Origin of the sequence: Streptomyces africanus, assembly GCF_030816955.1 — a bacterium.
Taxonomy (GTDB): Bacteria; Actinomycetota; Actinomycetes; order Streptomycetales; family Streptomycetaceae; genus Streptomyces; species Streptomyces africanus.
In genome coordinates, this window is the sequence record NZ_JAUSYP010000001.1 from 6535841 (window position 1) to 6551241 (window position 15401).

Below are 15401 nucleotides of genomic sequence, written 5' to 3' on the forward strand. Positions count from 1 at the left end.
TTCCCGTACAGCGCGTGAGCGTCCCGGTCCGGCCGAGCACAGTAGCCGGACCCGCACGGCTCGGCCACCCCTGTGCGCGAGGATGGAGCCATGAACGCCATCATCTCCGCATCCGACCTCGCGAGCGATCTGACGGGTGCCAACCCGCCCGTCCTGCTCGATGTCCGCTGGCAGCTCACCATGGCCAAGGCGACCGGTGAGCCGCCCTACGACGGCCGGGCCGCGTACGAGGAAGGGCACCTTCCGGGGGCCGTCTTCGTCGACCTGGACCGGGAGTTGGCCTCGGCGCCGGGGGAGGGCGGCCGGCATCCGCTGCCCGACCTCGCGCGCTTCGGTGCGGCGATGCGCCGGGCGGGTGTGTCGTCCGGGACGCCGGTGGTCGTCTACGACGGCGGCCAGGGCTGGGCGGCGGCCCGGGCGTGGTGGCTGCTGCGCTGGACGGGTCACCCGGACGTGCGAGTCCTCGACGGCGGGTTGCCGGCCTGGGAGGGTCCGCTGGAGAAGACCGTGCCGACTCCGGCCGAGGGCGACTTCGTACCCGAGCCGGGAGCGGCCGGCCTGCTCGACGCCGACGCCGCCGCGGCGTTGGCGCGCTCCGGGGTGCTGCTGGACGCGCGGGCGGGGGAGCGGTACCGGGGCGAGGTGGAGCCGATCGATCCGGTGGCCGGGCACATCCCGGGAGCGGTGTCGGCGCCCACCACGGAGAACGTGGGGGCGGACGGGTGCTTCCTCCCCGCCGAGGAACTGCGCGCGCGTTTCCAGGAGCTCGGGGTGAGCGAGGAGGCGCGGGTCGGCGTGTACTGCGGGTCGGGGGTGTCCGCGGCGCATGAGGTCCTCGCGCTGGCGGTCGCGGGCATTCCGGCGGAGCTGTACGTGGGTTCGTGGTCTCAGTGGTCCTCGGACCCGGACCGGCCGGTGGCCGTGGGACCGGATCCCCAGTAACCCGGCAGGAGTTCTCGGTAACCGGGCATGAGCCATCGTCAGTCACCGGGCATGAGAGCGAGGGCCGCGCCCAAAGGGCGCGGCCCTCGCTCTCATGCAGCCGATCCGGCTACTCCTGCTTCTTGCGCCGCGTCCCGAACACGATCTCGTCCCAGCTCGGGACGGCGGCTCTGCGGCCGGGCCGGACGCCGTCGGCCTCGGCCTGGCGGTCGGTGGCCCCGATGAGCCGGTCGCGGTGGCTGCCGACGGAGCGCGGCATGAGGATGTCCGCGTAGGCGGAACCGGCCGAGGCCGCGGGAGCCGGGGGCTCCTCCTCCTCGGCTTCGGCGACGGGCTCCTCCTCGGGCTCCGGAGCGGGGCGTTCCGGCACGACCAGGTCGCCGCGGAAACTCGGCACTGCCTCCAGCAGGCTGGTCAGCGAGTCCCGCTCACCCGTGCTCTCCTCCACCGGCTCGGACGCCGCCGCCGGAAGGCTGGGCCGCTCCCGGTCGGCGGAACGGTCCAGCGGCCGGTCGCGCGGCAGCCGGGCGATCCGCGGGACGAACGGGAAGCTGGGCTCGGGCGCGGCCAGGTCGTCGGTCTCGCCGATGAGCATGCGCGCCTCGTCGTCGACGGCCTGGACGAGCCGCCGGGGCGGGTCGTACGTCCAGCTCGCCGAGTGCGGTTCGCCCGCGACGCGGTAGACCAGCAGGACTTCCCACGTGCCGTCGTCGCGACGCCACGAGTCCCACTGGACGGTGTCCTTCTCGGCACCGCGCAGCAGCAGCCGCTCGGCCACGGCCTCGCCCAGCGGCGGACCGGAGTTCTCGCCGGGGCGGCGGACCGGGGTCTTGCGGGCCCGCTCGGCCATGAACGCACGCTCGGCGAGCACCGGACCCTCGAAGCGGCGGACCCGGTCCACGGGGATGCCGGCGAGCTGCGCGACCTCTTCCGCCGTCGCGCCGGCTCGTATACGCGCCTGGATGTCGCGGGGGCGGAGGTGGCTCTCCACCTCGATCTCGATCTGGCCCAGGCGAGGACGGTCGCCGCGCACGGCGGCGCGGAGCCGTTCGTCGATGGGAAGCGTGTACTCCGTGCTGTCCGCAGCCTTCAGCACCAGCCGTGTGCCGTCATTCGAGACGGCCACGACACGCAGTTCGGGCATGGGGACCTCCCGGGTGGTGCCTGCCGACGTCACGTGCGTCGCTGCTTCCGCTAGTCGAGTGTGGCCTGCCCGGGTGCAGCCTGCCACAACCTTGCCGAGTTGCCCGGCGTGTCGGGCGCGGGCCCTGGATCGCCGTTATGGCACGGTTACCTATTCGCAACGCTAAGTGACGAACTCTGTCACCCTGTGCAACTAGCCCCCTCCCGGCGGTCCTTAAGGCCCCGTACACCCTGACGGGAGACCGGACCCAGGGCTCGCAACAGTACTCCATTCGGGCCACGTGCGTGGATTGGCGCGCCGTCCAACTTCTGGCAAGGGGGCGGACTCGGCCGCCCGCTGCCCCCATTTCGCGATCTCGAACGTGGGGAACACCACCCCCGGCGCGTCCCCTACGCCCCCAGGACCCTCCGCAAGTAGTCGTTCTGGAACCGCCGATCAGGATCGAGCCGGTCCCGCAACGCCGTGAACTCTTCGAAGCGCGGATACACCCGGGAGAAGTACTCGGCGTCCCTGGTGTGCACCTTGCCCCAGTGCGGACGTCCCTCATGGGCGGTGAAGATGCGCTCGGCCGCGGTGAAGTACCGCTGGTAGGGCGTGCCCTGGAACATGTGCACGGCGATGTAGGCGGTGTCCCGGCCCGAGGCGGTGGACAGCGTGATGTCGTCCGCCGGTGCCGTGCGCACCTCCACGGGGAAGCTGACCTTCAGGCCGGAACGGTCGACCATCGTCTTCAGCTCGCGCAGCGCCTCGACGACGGCCGCGCGCGGAACGCCGTACTCCATCTCCACGAAACGCACCCGGCGCGGCGAGGTGAAGACCTTGTAAGGGATGTCCGTGTAGGTCCGCGCGGACAGGGCCTTGCTGGAGATCCGGGCGATCGCGGGAATCGTGGCGGGCGCCGCGCGGCCGACCCAGTTGGCCACCTGGAAGACCCCGTTGGAGAGGAACTCGTCCTCGAACCAGCTCTGGAGCTGCGGCACCGGCTTCTCCGGGCCCGCGCTGCGGTTGTTGCGCTTGGTGTTGGTGTTCCCGGTGTGCGGGAACCAGTAGAACTCGAAGTGCTCGTTCTCGGCCCAGAGTTCCTCGAAGTCGGCGAGGACCCGGTCGAACGGCATCGGCTCCTCGCGGGCCGTGAGCAGGAAGACCGGCTCCACGGCGAACGTGATCGCGGTGACGATGCCCAGGGCGCCGAGGCCGATACGGGCGGCCGCGAAGACCTCCGGGTTCTCCTTCTCGGAGCAGGTGAGGACCGAGCCGTCGGCGGTGACCAGTTCCAGGCCCTTGATCTGGGCGGCGATCGAGCCGGAGTCACGGCCCGTGCCGTGGGTGCCGGTGCTGGTCGCCCCGGAGACCGTCTGCTCCATGATGTCGCCCATGTTCGTCAGCGACAGTCCCTCCCGGGCGAGGGCCATGTTGAGTCTCTTGAGCGGGGTGCCGGCCTCCACCGTGACGGTCATGGCCTCGCGATCAATGGCGCGTATCCCGGTCAACAGTTGAGGGCGGATCAACACACCGTCCGTCGCCGCTATGGACGTGAAGGAGTGCCCCGTGCCGACGGCCTTCACCTTCAGGCCGTCCTCGGCGGCCCGCCGCACGGCGGCGGCCAGCTCGTCGACGGAGGCCGGGGTGACCTCCCGCGCGGGACGCGCGCAGACATTGCCGCCCCAGTTACGCCACGTGCCGTTCTTTCCGTTCGCTGTGCTGCTCAACGGAGCCTCCCCGACCCGTAGCCGGCCGCTCGAGCCGACGGAATCCGAGGAAACCCACCGCGACCGCGACGGCCCCGGCCACCGCCGGAACCCCGTACCCGGCACGTGCTCCGGCCGCGTCGATCACCCAGCCGGCCGCGGAGGAGCCGAGCGCGACCCCCACCGCGAGCCCGGTGCTCACCCAGGTCATGCCCTCGGTGAGCTGCGCACGTGGTACGTGCTCTTCGATGAGGGACATCGTCGTGATCATCGTCGGAGCGATGGACAGTCCCGCAACGAACAGCGCCACGGCCAGAAACGGCAAGTTTCCGACCAGTAGGAGGGGGATCATACTCACGGCCATGGCACACACGCCCAGCAACCACCGGCGTTCCGGCGCCCCGGCGAAGTGCAGCAGCCCGAAGACCATGCCCGCCACACAGGAACCGGCCGCGTACAGCGCCAGGATGATGCTCGCGGCGGCCTTGTGCCCCTCCTCGTCGGCGAAGGCCACGGTGACCACGTCGACCGCTCCGAAGATCGCCCCGGTCGCCGCGAAGGTGGCCACCAGGACCTGAAGGCCCCGCGAGCGCAGGGCCGTGCCCCCGCCGCGGTGCTCGCGCGGGTGCGGCTCCGGCTCGGTGGCGCGCTGCGCGGTCAGCCAGAAGACGCCCACGGCCAGGAAGCAGGCGGCGAGCAGCGGACCGGCCTCCGGGAACCAGGCCGTGGACAGACCGATGGAGATGATCGGCCCGAAGATGAAGCACACCTCGTCCACCACGGACTCGAAGGAGTACGCGGTGTGCAGCTGCGGAGTGCCCCGGTACAGGGCCGCCCAGCGGGCCCGGATCATCGCGCCGACGCTCGGCACGCAGCCGACACCGACGCACGCCGTGAACAGCACCCAGTCCGGCCACCCGTAGTGCACGGCGCACAGCAGGACGGCCGCCGCGGTCAGCGAGATCAGCGTCGCCGGCCGCAGCACCCGCCGCTGGCCGTACTGGTCCACCAGTCGCGAGACCTGCGGTCCGGCCACCGCCGCCGCCAGCGCGATGGTGGCCGACAGGGCGCCCGCCAGGCCGTACCGTCCGGTGAGCTGGGAGACCATCGTGACGACGCCGATGCCCATCATCGACACCGGAATACGGCCGAGGAAGCCCGCGGCGGAGAAACCCTTGGTGCCGGGCGCGGCGAACAGGGCGCGGTAGGGGCTGGGCACGGGGTCTCCGAAGGGCTCAGTAAGCTGCGAACGCAGTCGACACAGATTACGCCTCGGGGTGCGCCCGACGCACCCGTCAAGGCCCGCCCGGGGGCCGGCCGCCGCGCGGGTGTCACCCCGCCGTTTCCCGGCCGTCAGTGCAGGGTGGCAGGATCGACTCATGCCAGACGCGCGCGATGTCAGCCCCTACGACGCCCTGCTCCTGCTCTCCTTCGGCGGCCCGAAAGGCCCGGACGACGTGGTCCCGTTCCTGGAGAACGTGACGCGTGGGCGCGGCATCCCCAAAGAACGCCTCAAGGAAGTCGGGCAGCACTACTTCCTGTTCGGCGGGGTCAGCCCCATCAACGACCAGAACCGCGCCCTGCTGGACGCCCTGCGCAAGGACTTCGCCGAGCACGGCCTGGACCTGCCGGTCTACTGGGGCAACCGCAACTGGGCGCCGTATCTGACGGACACGCTGCGCGAGATGGTCCGCGACGGCCGTCGCCGCATCCTGGTCCTCGCCACCAGCGCCTACGCCTCGTACTCGGGCTGCCGCCAGTACCGCGAGAACCTCGCCGACGCGCTCGCGGCGCTTCAGGCCGAGGGGCTGGAGCTGCCGAAGGTCGACAAGCTGCGGCACTACTTCAACCACCCCGGCTTCCTCGAGCCCATGATCGACGGGGTGATCCGCTCCCTCGCCGAGCTGCCCGAGGACGTCCGGGACGGGGCGCACCTCGCGTTCTCGACGCACTCGATCCCGACGGCCTCCGCCGACACCTCCGGGCCCGTCGAGGACCACGGCGACGGCGGCGCGTACGTCAGGCAGCACCTGGACGTGGCGCAGCTGATCGCGGACGCCGTCCGGGAACGCACCGGCGTCGACCACCCCTGGCAGCTCGTCTACCAGTCCCGCTCCGGCGCCCCGCACATCCCGTGGCTGGAGCCCGACATCTGCGACCACCTCGACGAGCGGCACGCGGCCGGTGTCCCGGCCGTGGTGATCGCCCCCATCGGGTTCGTCTCCGACCACATGGAGGTCCTCTACGACCTCGACACGGAGGCCAAGGCCAAGGCGGAGGAGCTGGGGCTGCCGATGCGCCGCTCGGCGACCGTCGGCGCCGACCCGAGGTTCGCCGCCGCGATCCGCGAGCTCGTCGCGGAGCGCGCCGCCGTCGAGCGCGGGCAGGAGGCCACGCCCTGCGCCCTGGGCGCCCTCGGGGCGAGCCACCGCCTCTGCCCGGTCGGCTGCTGCCCGGCCCGCGCCCCCCGGCCCGCCGCCGCGGGCGCCGACAGCACCTACGCGTGAGGAGCCCCGTGACCGACCCCCTGCACCAGGACCTGCTCGCTCTCGCCCAGGAGGCCGCCCGGCGCGCGGGCGCGCTGCTGCGGGACGGACGCCCGGCCGACCTCGCGGTGGCCGCGACCAAGTCCAGCCCCATCGACGTCGTCACGGAGATGGACATCGCGGCCGAGAAGCTGATCACCGGCCTGATCGCCGAGCGCCGCCCGGACGACGGCATCCTCGGCGAGGAGGGCGCCGCCACGGAGGGCACGAGCGGCGTCCGCTGGGTCATCGACCCACTCGACGGCACGGTCAACTACCTGTACGGGCTGCCCACCTGGTCCGTCTCCATCGCCGCCGAGCGGGACGGCGAGACCGTCGTCGGGGTCGTCGCGGCCCCGATGCGCGGCGAGACCTTCCACGCGGTGCTCGGCGGAGGTGCCTGGGCCACCGGCGCCTGGGACGGCGAGCGCAGGCTGGCCTGCCGGCCCGCGCCGCCCCTGGACCAGGCGCTGGTCTCGACGGGCTTCAACTACGTGGCCGAGGTCCGCGCCCACCAGGCCGAGGTCGCCCAGCGGCTGATCCCGCTGCTGCGCGACATCCGGCGCGGCGGTTCGGCCGCGGTCGACCTGTGCGACCTGGCGGCCGGTCGCCTCGACGGCTACTACGAGCGCGGTCTGCACGCCTGGGACCTCGCGGCGGGCGACCTGATCGCCCGGGAGGCGGGCGCGCTGACCGGTGGACGCCCCGGAGAGCGCCCGTCAGGGGATCTGACAGTCGCGGGTACCCCGGGCGTCTTCGAGCCCCTCCAGGGCCTCCTGGAGGACTTCGGCGCCTGGCACGACTGACCCTGGAACCGACCCCTGGAACGACGAAGCGGGCCCCGGCGCTGGATTCGCCGGGGCCCGCTCCGTACGGCCTGATCAGACGCTCGTCGCGCCGACCTCCACACCGTGCTCGGCGGCGAGGCGGCGCAGGTCGTCGAGCTCGCCCTGCTCCACCTCGACGAGGAAGTCGTCGCCCTCGTCGCGAGCCCGGGACAGATCGGACTCGGTCGCCCTTATGCGCTGCAGAAGTCCTGCGGTGAATGCGTCCATGCTGCGCCCCCTCGTCCTGGGTCGTGGGTCGTTGGCACGGGGGTGTGCCGTTCGGAAGGGACGATCACGTCTCCGGTGGATGCCCAGCGCCGCTCGGCTGGGCGGCGACGGTGCCGGACACCCACGCCCGCCCTGCGGCAAAGCGGGTTGACGCGCACCGCATGGTGGTGCGGTGCCAGCAGAGGGTGATCGTGGGATGTAAAGCCGTCCTCCCCAAGCTCCCTTCCGTGGAAACCTAACCGCGGGAGAAAATCTCTTATTCCGCATCGGGCCCCGCCCGCTCACCCGCCTTACCTCCGACTTATGGCCGAAAAGGGCAGGATGGAGGGCAACACACCAACAGACCGTCGAAGACCCCTGCCCGGCTGCGCCTGTGCGGCGCTACGCGGGTGGACATGAGGAAGGACCAGGGACGTGCGCGTACTCGTCGTCGAGGACGAGCAACTGCTCGCCGATGCGGTGGCCACCGGACTGCGCCGGGAGGCCATGGCCGTCGACGTCGTGTACGACGGCGCGGCCGCCCTGGAGCGCATCGGCGTCAACGACTACGACGTGGTCGTCCTCGACCGCGACCTCCCGCTCGTGCACGGCGACGACGTCTGCCGCAAGATCGTCGAGCTCGGCATGCCCACGCGCGTGCTGATGCTCACGGCCTCAGGCGACGTCAGCGACCGGGTGGAGGGCCTGGAGATCGGCGCCGACGACTATCTGCCCAAGCCGTTCGCGTTCAGTGAGCTCATCGCGCGCGTGCGGGCCCTCGGCCGGCGCACCAGCGTTCCCCTGCCGCCGGTCCTGGAGCGCGCCGGGATCAAGCTCGACCCCAACCGCCGCGAGGTCTTCCGCGACGGCAAGGAGGTCCAGCTCGCGCCCAAGGAGTTCGCCGTCCTGGAGGTGCTGATGCGCAGCGAGGGCGCCGTCGTCTCGGCGGAGCAGCTGCTGGAGAAGGCCTGGGACGAGAACACCGACCCGTTCACGAACGTCGTCCGCGTGACGGTCATGACCCTGCGCCGCAAGCTCGGCGAGCCGCCCGTGATCGTCACCGTTCCCGGCTCGGGCTACCGGATCTGATCGGCCGTGGCCACCACTCCCGTGCCTCCTCAGGCACCCCCGAAGCCCACCTGGGACCCCCGGCGGCCCGCGCCGCCGCTCCCCTGGCTGCGCCCGACCATCCGCATAAGGCTCACGCTGCTCTACGGCGGCATGTTCCTGATCGCCGGCATCCTGCTGCTGTCGATCATCTACCTGCTGGCCGCGCAGGCCCTGAACGTGGGCAGCGACCTGCCGTTCAAGATCGTCGAGGGCAAGGTCACCAGCGACATCTGCAACCTGCCCGACCAGGCCTCGCCCAGCGAGTTCAACAACGCCATGAACGCGTGCGTCAATGATCAGCGCCGGCACGCCCTGGACAGCCTGCTCAGCCGCTCGCTCCTGTCCCTGCTGGGCCTGGCGGTCATCGCCTTCGCCTTCGGCTACGCGATGGCCGGCCGGGTCCTGTCGCCGCTGGGCCGGATCACCCGTACCGCCCGCGCGGTGGCCGGCTCCGACCTGTCCCGCCGGATCGAGCTGGACGGCCCGGACGACGAGCTCAAGGAGCTGGCGGACACCTTCGACGACATGCTGGAGCGGCTGCAGCGCGCCTTCACCGCCCAGCAGCGCTTCGTGGGCAACGCCTCGCACGAGCTGAGAACACCGCTGGCGATCAACCGCACGCTCCTCGAGGTGCACCTGTCCGACCCGGGCGCGCCGGTGGAGCTCCAGCAACTCGGCAAGACGCTGCTGGCCACCAACGAGCGCAGCGAGCAGCTCGTCGAGGGCCTGCTGCTGCTCGCCCGCAGCGACAACCAGATCGTCGAGCGGGGCCCGGTGGACCTCGCGGAGGTCGCCGAGCAGGCCATCGACCAGGTGCACGGCGAGGCCGAGGCCAAGGGCGTGCGCATCCGCGGCGAGCAGAAGCCCGCGGTCGTCCAGGGCAATGGAGTGCTGCTGGAGCGGATCGCCCTCAACCTGGTGCAGAACGCCGTGCGGTACAACGTGGCCGAGGGCGGCTGGGTCGAGGTCACCACCGACGTCCAGCACGGTCAGGCGGTGCTGGTCGTCTCCAACACGGGCCCGGTCGTGCCGGCGTACGAGATCGACAACCTCTTCGAGCCGTTCCGGCGGCTGCGCACGGAGCGCACGGGCAGCGACAAGGGTGTGGGACTCGGTCTGTCGATCGTCCGGTCGGTGGCCCGGGCCCACGGCGGGCACATCTATGCGCAGCCGCGCGAAGGGGGTGGACTCGTGATGCGAGTCACGCTGCCCATCTGAGATCATGTCGCCGATCAACTCGGCGACACACGGGGATGTTCGCTTTGCGCGGAATTTTCAAGATCTCACGGCGCGCGCCCCGTGTGTGATCGATCACAGAGGCGCTTTTCCGGTCATCTACTCTCCGTGATCATGTGTCCTGTCGGAAAGCCGGGAAAATCCCGGTTTTCGAGGGTCTTGATCACGGGAAGTACACGGTGAGACGCCTTTGTAGTGCGGCATTGGGACCGTGTACGGTCCCCATCGCCATCCAAGCCGATCACTCGTGAGGAGTCCGGTTGGGTGTCGATTGAGTAACAGACCTTGATGTGAGGCAAAATCTCCGCCTCAGGTCGGGCACAAGTCCGGCCTCTCACGCGTTACGTGCGCTGGAGACACCGCAGACACCCAGAGGGGGAGAGCGACATGGCAACCGATTACGACACTCCACGCAAGACCGACGACGACGTTGACTCGGACAGCCTCGAAGAGCTGAAGGCTCGGAGGAACGACAAGTCGGCCTCCGCAGTGGACGTCGACGAGTTCGAGGCCGCGGAAGGCCTCGAGCTGCCCGGCGCCGATCTCTCGAACGAGGAGCTGGCAGTCCGAGTGCTCCCGAAGCAGCAGGACGAGTTCACCTGCATGAGCTGCTTCCTGGTGCACCACCGCAGCCAGCTGGCCCGGGAGAAGAACGGTCAGCCGATCTGCCGCGACTGCGACTGAGGACGGGTCGGCCGTGACTGGCTCGACCCCTCCCTGGAAGCGCCGCTTCTCCAAGCGGAAAGCGGACGAAGGGCCGATCGACGGCCCGAAGCACGGCGCGCGTGACGACGAGCGAGGCTCAACCGGTACGGGGGCGGCCTCGCTCGAACCGGCAGCGGACCGGGGTGACCTCCCGGCGTCCGTCGACGTCCCCGCACCCGTCGCCCGACGACGGGCGGGGGCGATCCGGGAGAGGGCCTGGGACGGCGCCCGCAAGGGCGGCGAACGGGCCCGTGCGGGGCTCGCGCACCTCGCCGACCGGATCATCGAACTGGCCCCGCGCGTCCCCATACGGGACCTGGCGACCCTGCGCAGGCAGTTCCCGGGCCTGGGGCCCGAAGAGCTCGCGGACAAACTCGTCGCGGGCGCGGCGAAGGCGACGGCGACGGTCGGAGCGGGCATCGGCGCGGCGGCGATGCTTCCCGTGCCGCCCGCGATGCCGACGGAACTGGCCGCGGAGGTCACCGGCGTCGCGGCGATCGAGCTGAAGCTGATCGCCGAACTCCACGAGGTCTACGGCGTCCGGCCGCCCGGCAGCCTCAAGCAGCGCAGCACGGCGTATCTCGACGCCTGGTCGGGGGAGCGCGGGATCGACGCGACCAGGCCGTCGACGCTGAGCACGGCGCTGAACAGCCGCATGAAGCGCGAGCTGCGACAGCGGATCACGAAGCGGATGGTCCGCAGCATGCCGAACCTGGTGCCGTTCCTGGTGGGCGCTGCCGTCGGGGCGGCCATGAACCGCAGCGAGACGAGAAAGCTCGCCGCCCGGATCCGCGAGGGACCTGCGCAAGATGCAGGTGCCCTGGGAGGCCCTGGAGGCGCTCCCCGCCCTGGAGCGACCGGCGGACGCCTTGGAGATGGGCGAGATCACCGACGACCCCTTGGGCCGCCTCGACGAGAGACACGACAAGCGCGACGACGGACGCTGAGGCGACGCCGAGGCGGTCCGCGGGTACGGGGGCTTCCCCGGTGCGGGGCGCATGCCTCACGGCTACGAGCGCGTGCGCGACGCGGACGACGCGCGTCCGCCCATCCGAACCGGGGGACCGGGGGATCGAGGCCTGTGCCGGGTGCCGCCCCGCGTCAGTTGGCCGGCGGGCAGGTGGGCCGTGCGCGGGCCGTCAGTCCGCCGTCAGTCCGCCGTCAGCCGCCGGATGAAGCCCGCGCGCACCGGATGAAGCCCCGTACCGGGTGAAGCCCGGCGCAAGCGTGCTATGCCTACTTCGCCGCCCTCAGCGCCTCCGCCAGGCGCTCCGGCTCGCGCGTGGACAGGTACAGGTACGGAGTCGGGTCCTCCGGGTCCGTGACCTCCACGCGCAGGGCGGTGGGGATGTAGGCGCGCAGCAGCATGAAGGCGCGCGGGTCGGCCTTGTGGGTGCGCCAGGCGCGGGTTTCCTCCGCGTCCAGGACCTCCGCCTCGCCCAGCGCCGCGACCGGGATCTTCGCCTCGCCCGCGATCAGGGAATCGCCCACCACACGGATGCGGACCGAGCCGTACGAACTCGCGGCGACGGCCGCGACCGCCGTGCCGCCGGCCAGGCCGCCGAGCATCGGCAGCGTGCCGAACGGGAGCAGGACCAGGGCCATGGAGACCCCGACCAGGAACGAGATCAGCCACCAGGACCGGGGAGCGGTCAGGCGTTCTTCGTACGGGGCGGCGGAGAGCTGCATGGAGCCAAGCTTGGCACGGTGTCCGGAAGGGGCCGACGCGCGGGTAAGGTCTCCGGCTGTGAGTCGTACTTCCACTGCTCTTCAGCCTCCGGCCGACGCCGTGCGACCGGTGCGGCATCCGGACGCTCCGGCGCCCGGTGAGCCCCTCGGCGCGCACTACGGCCAGTGTTTCGGCTGTGGTGGCGACCAGCCGCACGGGTTGCACCTGGAGGCCCGGGCCGGCGAGGGCGTGTCACTCACCGCCGAGTTCACCGTGCAGCCCGCCCACCAGGGCGCCCCGGGCCTCGCCCACGGCGGTGTGCTCACCTCCGCCCTGGACGAGACGCTCGGTTCGCTGAACTGGCTGTTGCGCACGATCGCCGTGACCGGACGGCTGGAGACCGACTTCGTACGGCCCGTGCCCGTCGGTACCACGCTGTACCTGGAGGCGGAGGTGACGGCGGTGGCCGGGCGGAAGATCTACTCGACCGCCACCGGACGCGTCGGCGGCCCCGACGGACCCGTCGCCGTGCGCGCCGACGCGCTCTTCATCGAGGTCAAGGTCGATCACTTCGTCGACCACGGCCGTCAGGAGGAGATCCGGGCGGCCATGAACGACCCGGACCAGGTCCGGCGCGCCCGCGCCTTCGAGGTGAACCCGTGAGCCGTGAGACGCGTCAAGAACTCGACGTGCTGATCCGGCGCGTCGATCCGGACGTACCACTGCCGTCGTATGCGCACCCCGGGGACGCGGGAGCCGATCTGCGCACCACCGAGGCGTGCCGGCTGGCGCCGGGCGAGCGGGCCGTGCTGCCCACGGGAGTGTCTGTGGCGCTGCCGGAGGGGTACGCGGCCTTCGTGCACCCCCGGTCCGGCCTGGCCGCCCGCTGTGGCGTCGCCCTGGTGAATGCCCCGGGGACGGTTGATGCCGGGTACCGTGGGGAGATCAAGGTGATCGTGGTGAATCTCGACCCGCGCGAGGACGTGCGGTTCGAGCGCTTCGACCGGATTGCCCAACTGGTCGTCCAGCAGGTCGAGAGGGTCCGCTTCCGGGAGGTGGCGGAGCTTCCCGGCTCCGCGCGGGCCGAGGGGGGCTTCGGGTCCACCGGAGGACACGCCGCGGTGGACGGGACGAGCGACACAAGCGGTCAGGCCGCCCTGGGCGGTCAGGCGGGTGGGAATCGATACGCTTCGGTCGTATCCGACCGGGAAGGACAGTGACGTGTTCGGACGTCGCAAGAAGAGGGATGCCGCCGAGGACGCGGCCGGCGAGGCCGAGCAGGTCGTCGACGGTGTCGACAGTGAGGCGGGCGGCGAGGGCGAGCGCCTGAGGCTCGAGCCGGCGCCGCGGCCCGACGGGCCCTGGGACAGCTCCGAGGTGCGCGACCCGGGCGAGGGCCGGGTCGACCTGGGCGGTCTGTTCGTGCCGGGCGTCGACGGCATGGAGCTGCGGGTCGAGGTCGCGGGTGACGCGATCGTGGCGGCGACGGTCGTGCTGAGGGACAGCGCCATCCAGTTGCAGGGCTTCGCAGCGCCCAAGCGTGAGGGCATCTGGGCCGAGGTGCGCGAGGAGATCGGCTCGGGCATCACCCAGCAGGGCGGCATCGTCGACGAGGTCGAAGGGCCGCTGGGCTGGGAGTTGCGGGCTCAGGTGCCGGTGCAGCTGCCGGACGGCACCGGCGGCTTCCAGGTCGTGCGGTTCGTCGGTGTGGACGGCCCCCGCTGGTTCCTGCGCGGGGTCATCTCGGGCCAGGGCGCGGTGCAGCCGCAGGCCGCCGGGCTGCTCGAGCAGATCTTCCGGGACACCGTCGTGGTCCGCGGCGAGGGCCCGATGGCGCCCCGCGACCCGATCGTCCTGAAGCTGCCCGACGACGCCCAGATGGTCCCCGAGGGCGTCCAGCAGGAGGAGGGCTCCCGTTTCGCCGGCGGAATGGGCCAGCTCCAGCGCGGACCGGAGATCACCGAGGTTCGCTGAGCGTCGCAGAGACACCAGGGCCGCACCCCCAGGGGTGCGGCCCTTTCTCATGCTTCATGCCGGGAGCCTTGACGGGGCATTGGTCTGTACCTACCGTCTCCGTCCAACGCGTCTGTTCATAAAGGCGCTTTACGTTCACATACGAGAACGGAAGGCCTCCACGTATGCGCAGAACCGCACTCCTCGCGGCCGCGGCCGCCCTCGTCGCCGGTGCCCTCGCCTGGCCCGCCGGCGCCGCTCCCGGCGCCCCCGCCGCCTTCGTCCACCCCGGAGTCACCGTCTCCAAGGGCCAGCTGGACTTCACCCGCTCCAAGGTCAATGCCGGCGCCCAGCCCTGGAAGGGCGCCTTCGACCGGATGATGGCCGGCAAGTACGCCGACCTGAACCGCACGCCCAGGCCCCGGGCGGTCGTCGAGTGCGGTTCGTACTCCAACCCCGACAACGGCTGCACCGACGAACGCGAGGACGCGATCGCCGCCTACACCCAGGCCCTCGCCTGGTACGTCACCCGCGACGAACGGCACGCGCGCAAGGCGATCGAGCTGATGGACGCCTGGTCCGCCGTGATCAGGGACCACACCAACAGCAACGCGCCCCTGCAGACCGGCTGGGCCGGCTCCTCCTGGCCCAAGGCCGCCGAGATCATCAAGTACACGTACACCGGCAACTGGGCCGACGCCGGCCGCTTCGCCACCATGCTCCGGAACGTCTACCTCCCCGAAGTGATCAACGGCTCGAACTCCAACGGCAACTGGGAGCTGTCGATGATGGAGGCCGCCGTCGGCATCTCCGTCTTCCTGGAGGACAAGGCGTCGTACGACAAGGCCATGGCGAAGTTCCGCACGCGCACGGCCGCCTACGTCTACCTGGCCTCCGACGGCGACCTGCCGAAGACCGTGCCGAGCCAGAACCTGAACACCCGGGAGAAGGTCGTCAAGTACTGGCAGGGCCAGTCGACCTTCGTCGACGGTCTCAGCCAGGAGACCTGCCGGGACTTCACGCACACCGGGTACGGGCTCTCGGCCATCTCGCACGTCGCCGAGACCAGCCGGATCCAGGGGCAGGACCTCTACGGCACCGACGTCGGCGAGCGGCTGCGCCACGGGCTCGGCTTCCACGCCAAATTCGAGCTCGGTACCGCCGCTCCCGGCTGGCTGTGCGGCGGCTCGCTGAAGCCGGGGCTCGGGCCGATCACCGAGGTCGGCCACAACGCCCTGGCCAACCGCCTCGGACACGCCATGACCAACACCGGGACGCTGACCCTGCGCGGCCGCCCCGCCGGCAGCAACAACCTCTTCGTCGCCTGGGAGACCCTCACCCACGGCGACAACCCCGGGTGACCCGCTGAACGGCCGGGCGCGTCAGGGTTCCGTC

At 71.4% G+C, this 15401-nt stretch carries 15 protein-coding genes and 1 pseudogene; 11 read left to right on the plus strand and 5 right to left on the minus strand.

The window, feature by feature from the left end:
* The first annotated feature begins 90 nt into the window (after positions 1-90).
* Positions 91-942, plus strand: coding sequence for a sulfurtransferase (locus QF034_RS30295; protein ID WP_307177872.1), 852 nt, complete (start codon positions 91-93; stop codon positions 940-942).
* Between the two features lie 109 nt (positions 943-1051).
* Here QF034_RS30295 and sepH read toward each other — a convergent pair whose 3' ends face one another.
* The 3 genes from sepH to QF034_RS30310 all read right to left on the minus strand — a co-directional run bounded on the left by sepH (position 1052) and on the right by QF034_RS30310 (position 4993).
* Positions 1052-2086 (minus strand): septation protein SepH, encoded by a 1035-nt coding sequence (gene sepH, locus QF034_RS30300; protein ID WP_307177873.1) that lies wholly within the window; start codon positions 2084-2086, stop codon positions 1052-1054.
* A gap of 389 nt (positions 2087-2475) precedes the next feature.
* Entirely contained in the window at positions 2476-3795 is a 1320-nt protein-coding gene (locus tag QF034_RS30305; protein ID WP_307177874.1) for a D-arabinono-1,4-lactone oxidase, read from the minus strand.
* Positions 3755-4993: an MFS transporter gene (locus tag QF034_RS30310; protein ID WP_307177875.1), complete on the minus strand. Its 1239-nt coding sequence runs from the start codon at positions 4991-4993 to the stop codon at positions 3755-3757. Before QF034_RS30310 ends, QF034_RS30305 begins: the two co-directional genes overlap by 41 nt.
* Positions 4994-5153: 160 nt before the next feature.
* Between QF034_RS30310 and QF034_RS30315 the strand changes: the two genes are divergently transcribed.
* Both QF034_RS30315 and QF034_RS30320 read left to right on the plus strand, forming a co-directional pair.
* Positions 5154-6281, plus strand: coding sequence for a ferrochelatase (locus QF034_RS30315; protein ID WP_307177876.1), 1128 nt, complete (start codon positions 5154-5156; stop codon positions 6279-6281).
* An 8-nt stretch (positions 6282-6289) separates the two neighbouring features.
* Positions 6290-7105, plus strand: coding sequence for an inositol monophosphatase family protein (locus QF034_RS30320; RefSeq protein WP_307177877.1), 816 nt, complete (start codon positions 6290-6292; stop codon positions 7103-7105).
* A 75-nt stretch (positions 7106-7180) separates the two neighbouring features.
* Here the strand turns inward: QF034_RS30320 and QF034_RS30325 are convergent, their stop codons facing one another.
* Positions 7181-7354 (minus strand): hypothetical protein, encoded by a 174-nt coding sequence (locus QF034_RS30325; protein ID WP_010035018.1) that lies wholly within the window; start codon positions 7352-7354, stop codon positions 7181-7183.
* A 414-nt stretch (positions 7355-7768) separates the two neighbouring features.
* Here QF034_RS30325 and QF034_RS30330 point away from each other — a divergent pair, with 414 nt between their 5' ends.
* From QF034_RS30330 to QF034_RS30345, 4 genes and pseudogenes are all read left to right on the plus strand, one after another.
* Positions 7769-8422: a response regulator transcription factor gene (locus QF034_RS30330; protein WP_003993508.1), complete on the plus strand. Its 654-nt coding sequence runs from the start codon at positions 7769-7771 to the stop codon at positions 8420-8422.
* Between the two features lie 6 nt (positions 8423-8428).
* Positions 8429-9661 carry a sensor histidine kinase gene (locus QF034_RS30335; RefSeq protein WP_306962794.1) on the plus strand — a complete coding sequence of 411 codons (1233 nt, stop codon included), beginning with the start codon at positions 8429-8431 and terminating at the stop codon, positions 9659-9661.
* Positions 9662-10066: 405 nt separating this feature from the next.
* Entirely contained in the window at positions 10067-10363 is a 297-nt protein-coding gene (locus QF034_RS30340; protein ID WP_003993510.1) for a DUF4193 domain-containing protein, read from the plus strand.
* Positions 10364-10376: 13 nt separating this feature from the next.
* A pseudogene (locus QF034_RS30345) lies at positions 10377-11331 on the plus strand (hypothetical protein).
* Between the two features lie 289 nt (positions 11332-11620).
* On the opposite strand, the gene QF034_RS30350 reads toward QF034_RS30345, so the two are convergent.
* The gene (locus QF034_RS30350; RefSeq protein ID WP_307177878.1) at positions 11621-12073 is read right to left on the minus strand and encodes a DUF3093 domain-containing protein; all 453 of its coding nucleotides are present in this window, start codon (positions 12071-12073) and stop codon (positions 11621-11623) included.
* A 58-nt stretch (positions 12074-12131) separates the two neighbouring features.
* On the opposite strand from QF034_RS30350, the gene QF034_RS30355 reads away from it, so the two are divergent.
* The 4 genes from QF034_RS30355 (at position 12132) to QF034_RS30370 (ending at position 15367) form a co-directional block, all read left to right on the plus strand.
* A complete protein-coding gene (locus tag QF034_RS30355; RefSeq protein ID WP_307177879.1) occupies positions 12132-12716 on the plus strand; it encodes a PaaI family thioesterase in 585 nt (194 codons plus the stop codon).
* The gene (gene dut, locus QF034_RS30360) at positions 12713-13273 is read left to right on the plus strand and encodes a dUTP diphosphatase (protein WP_307177880.1); all 561 of its coding nucleotides are present in this window, start codon (positions 12713-12715) and stop codon (positions 13271-13273) included. Before QF034_RS30355 ends, dut begins: the two co-directional genes overlap by 4 nt.
* Position 13274: 1 nt before the next feature.
* A complete protein-coding gene (locus tag QF034_RS30365) occupies positions 13275-14027 on the plus strand; it encodes a DUF3710 domain-containing protein (RefSeq protein WP_086559454.1) in 753 nt (250 codons plus the stop codon).
* A gap of 164 nt (positions 14028-14191) precedes the next feature.
* Positions 14192-15367, plus strand: coding sequence for an alginate lyase family protein (locus tag QF034_RS30370; RefSeq protein WP_307177881.1), 1176 nt, complete (start codon positions 14192-14194; stop codon positions 15365-15367).
* The last annotated feature ends 34 nt before the right edge of the window (positions 15368-15401 follow it).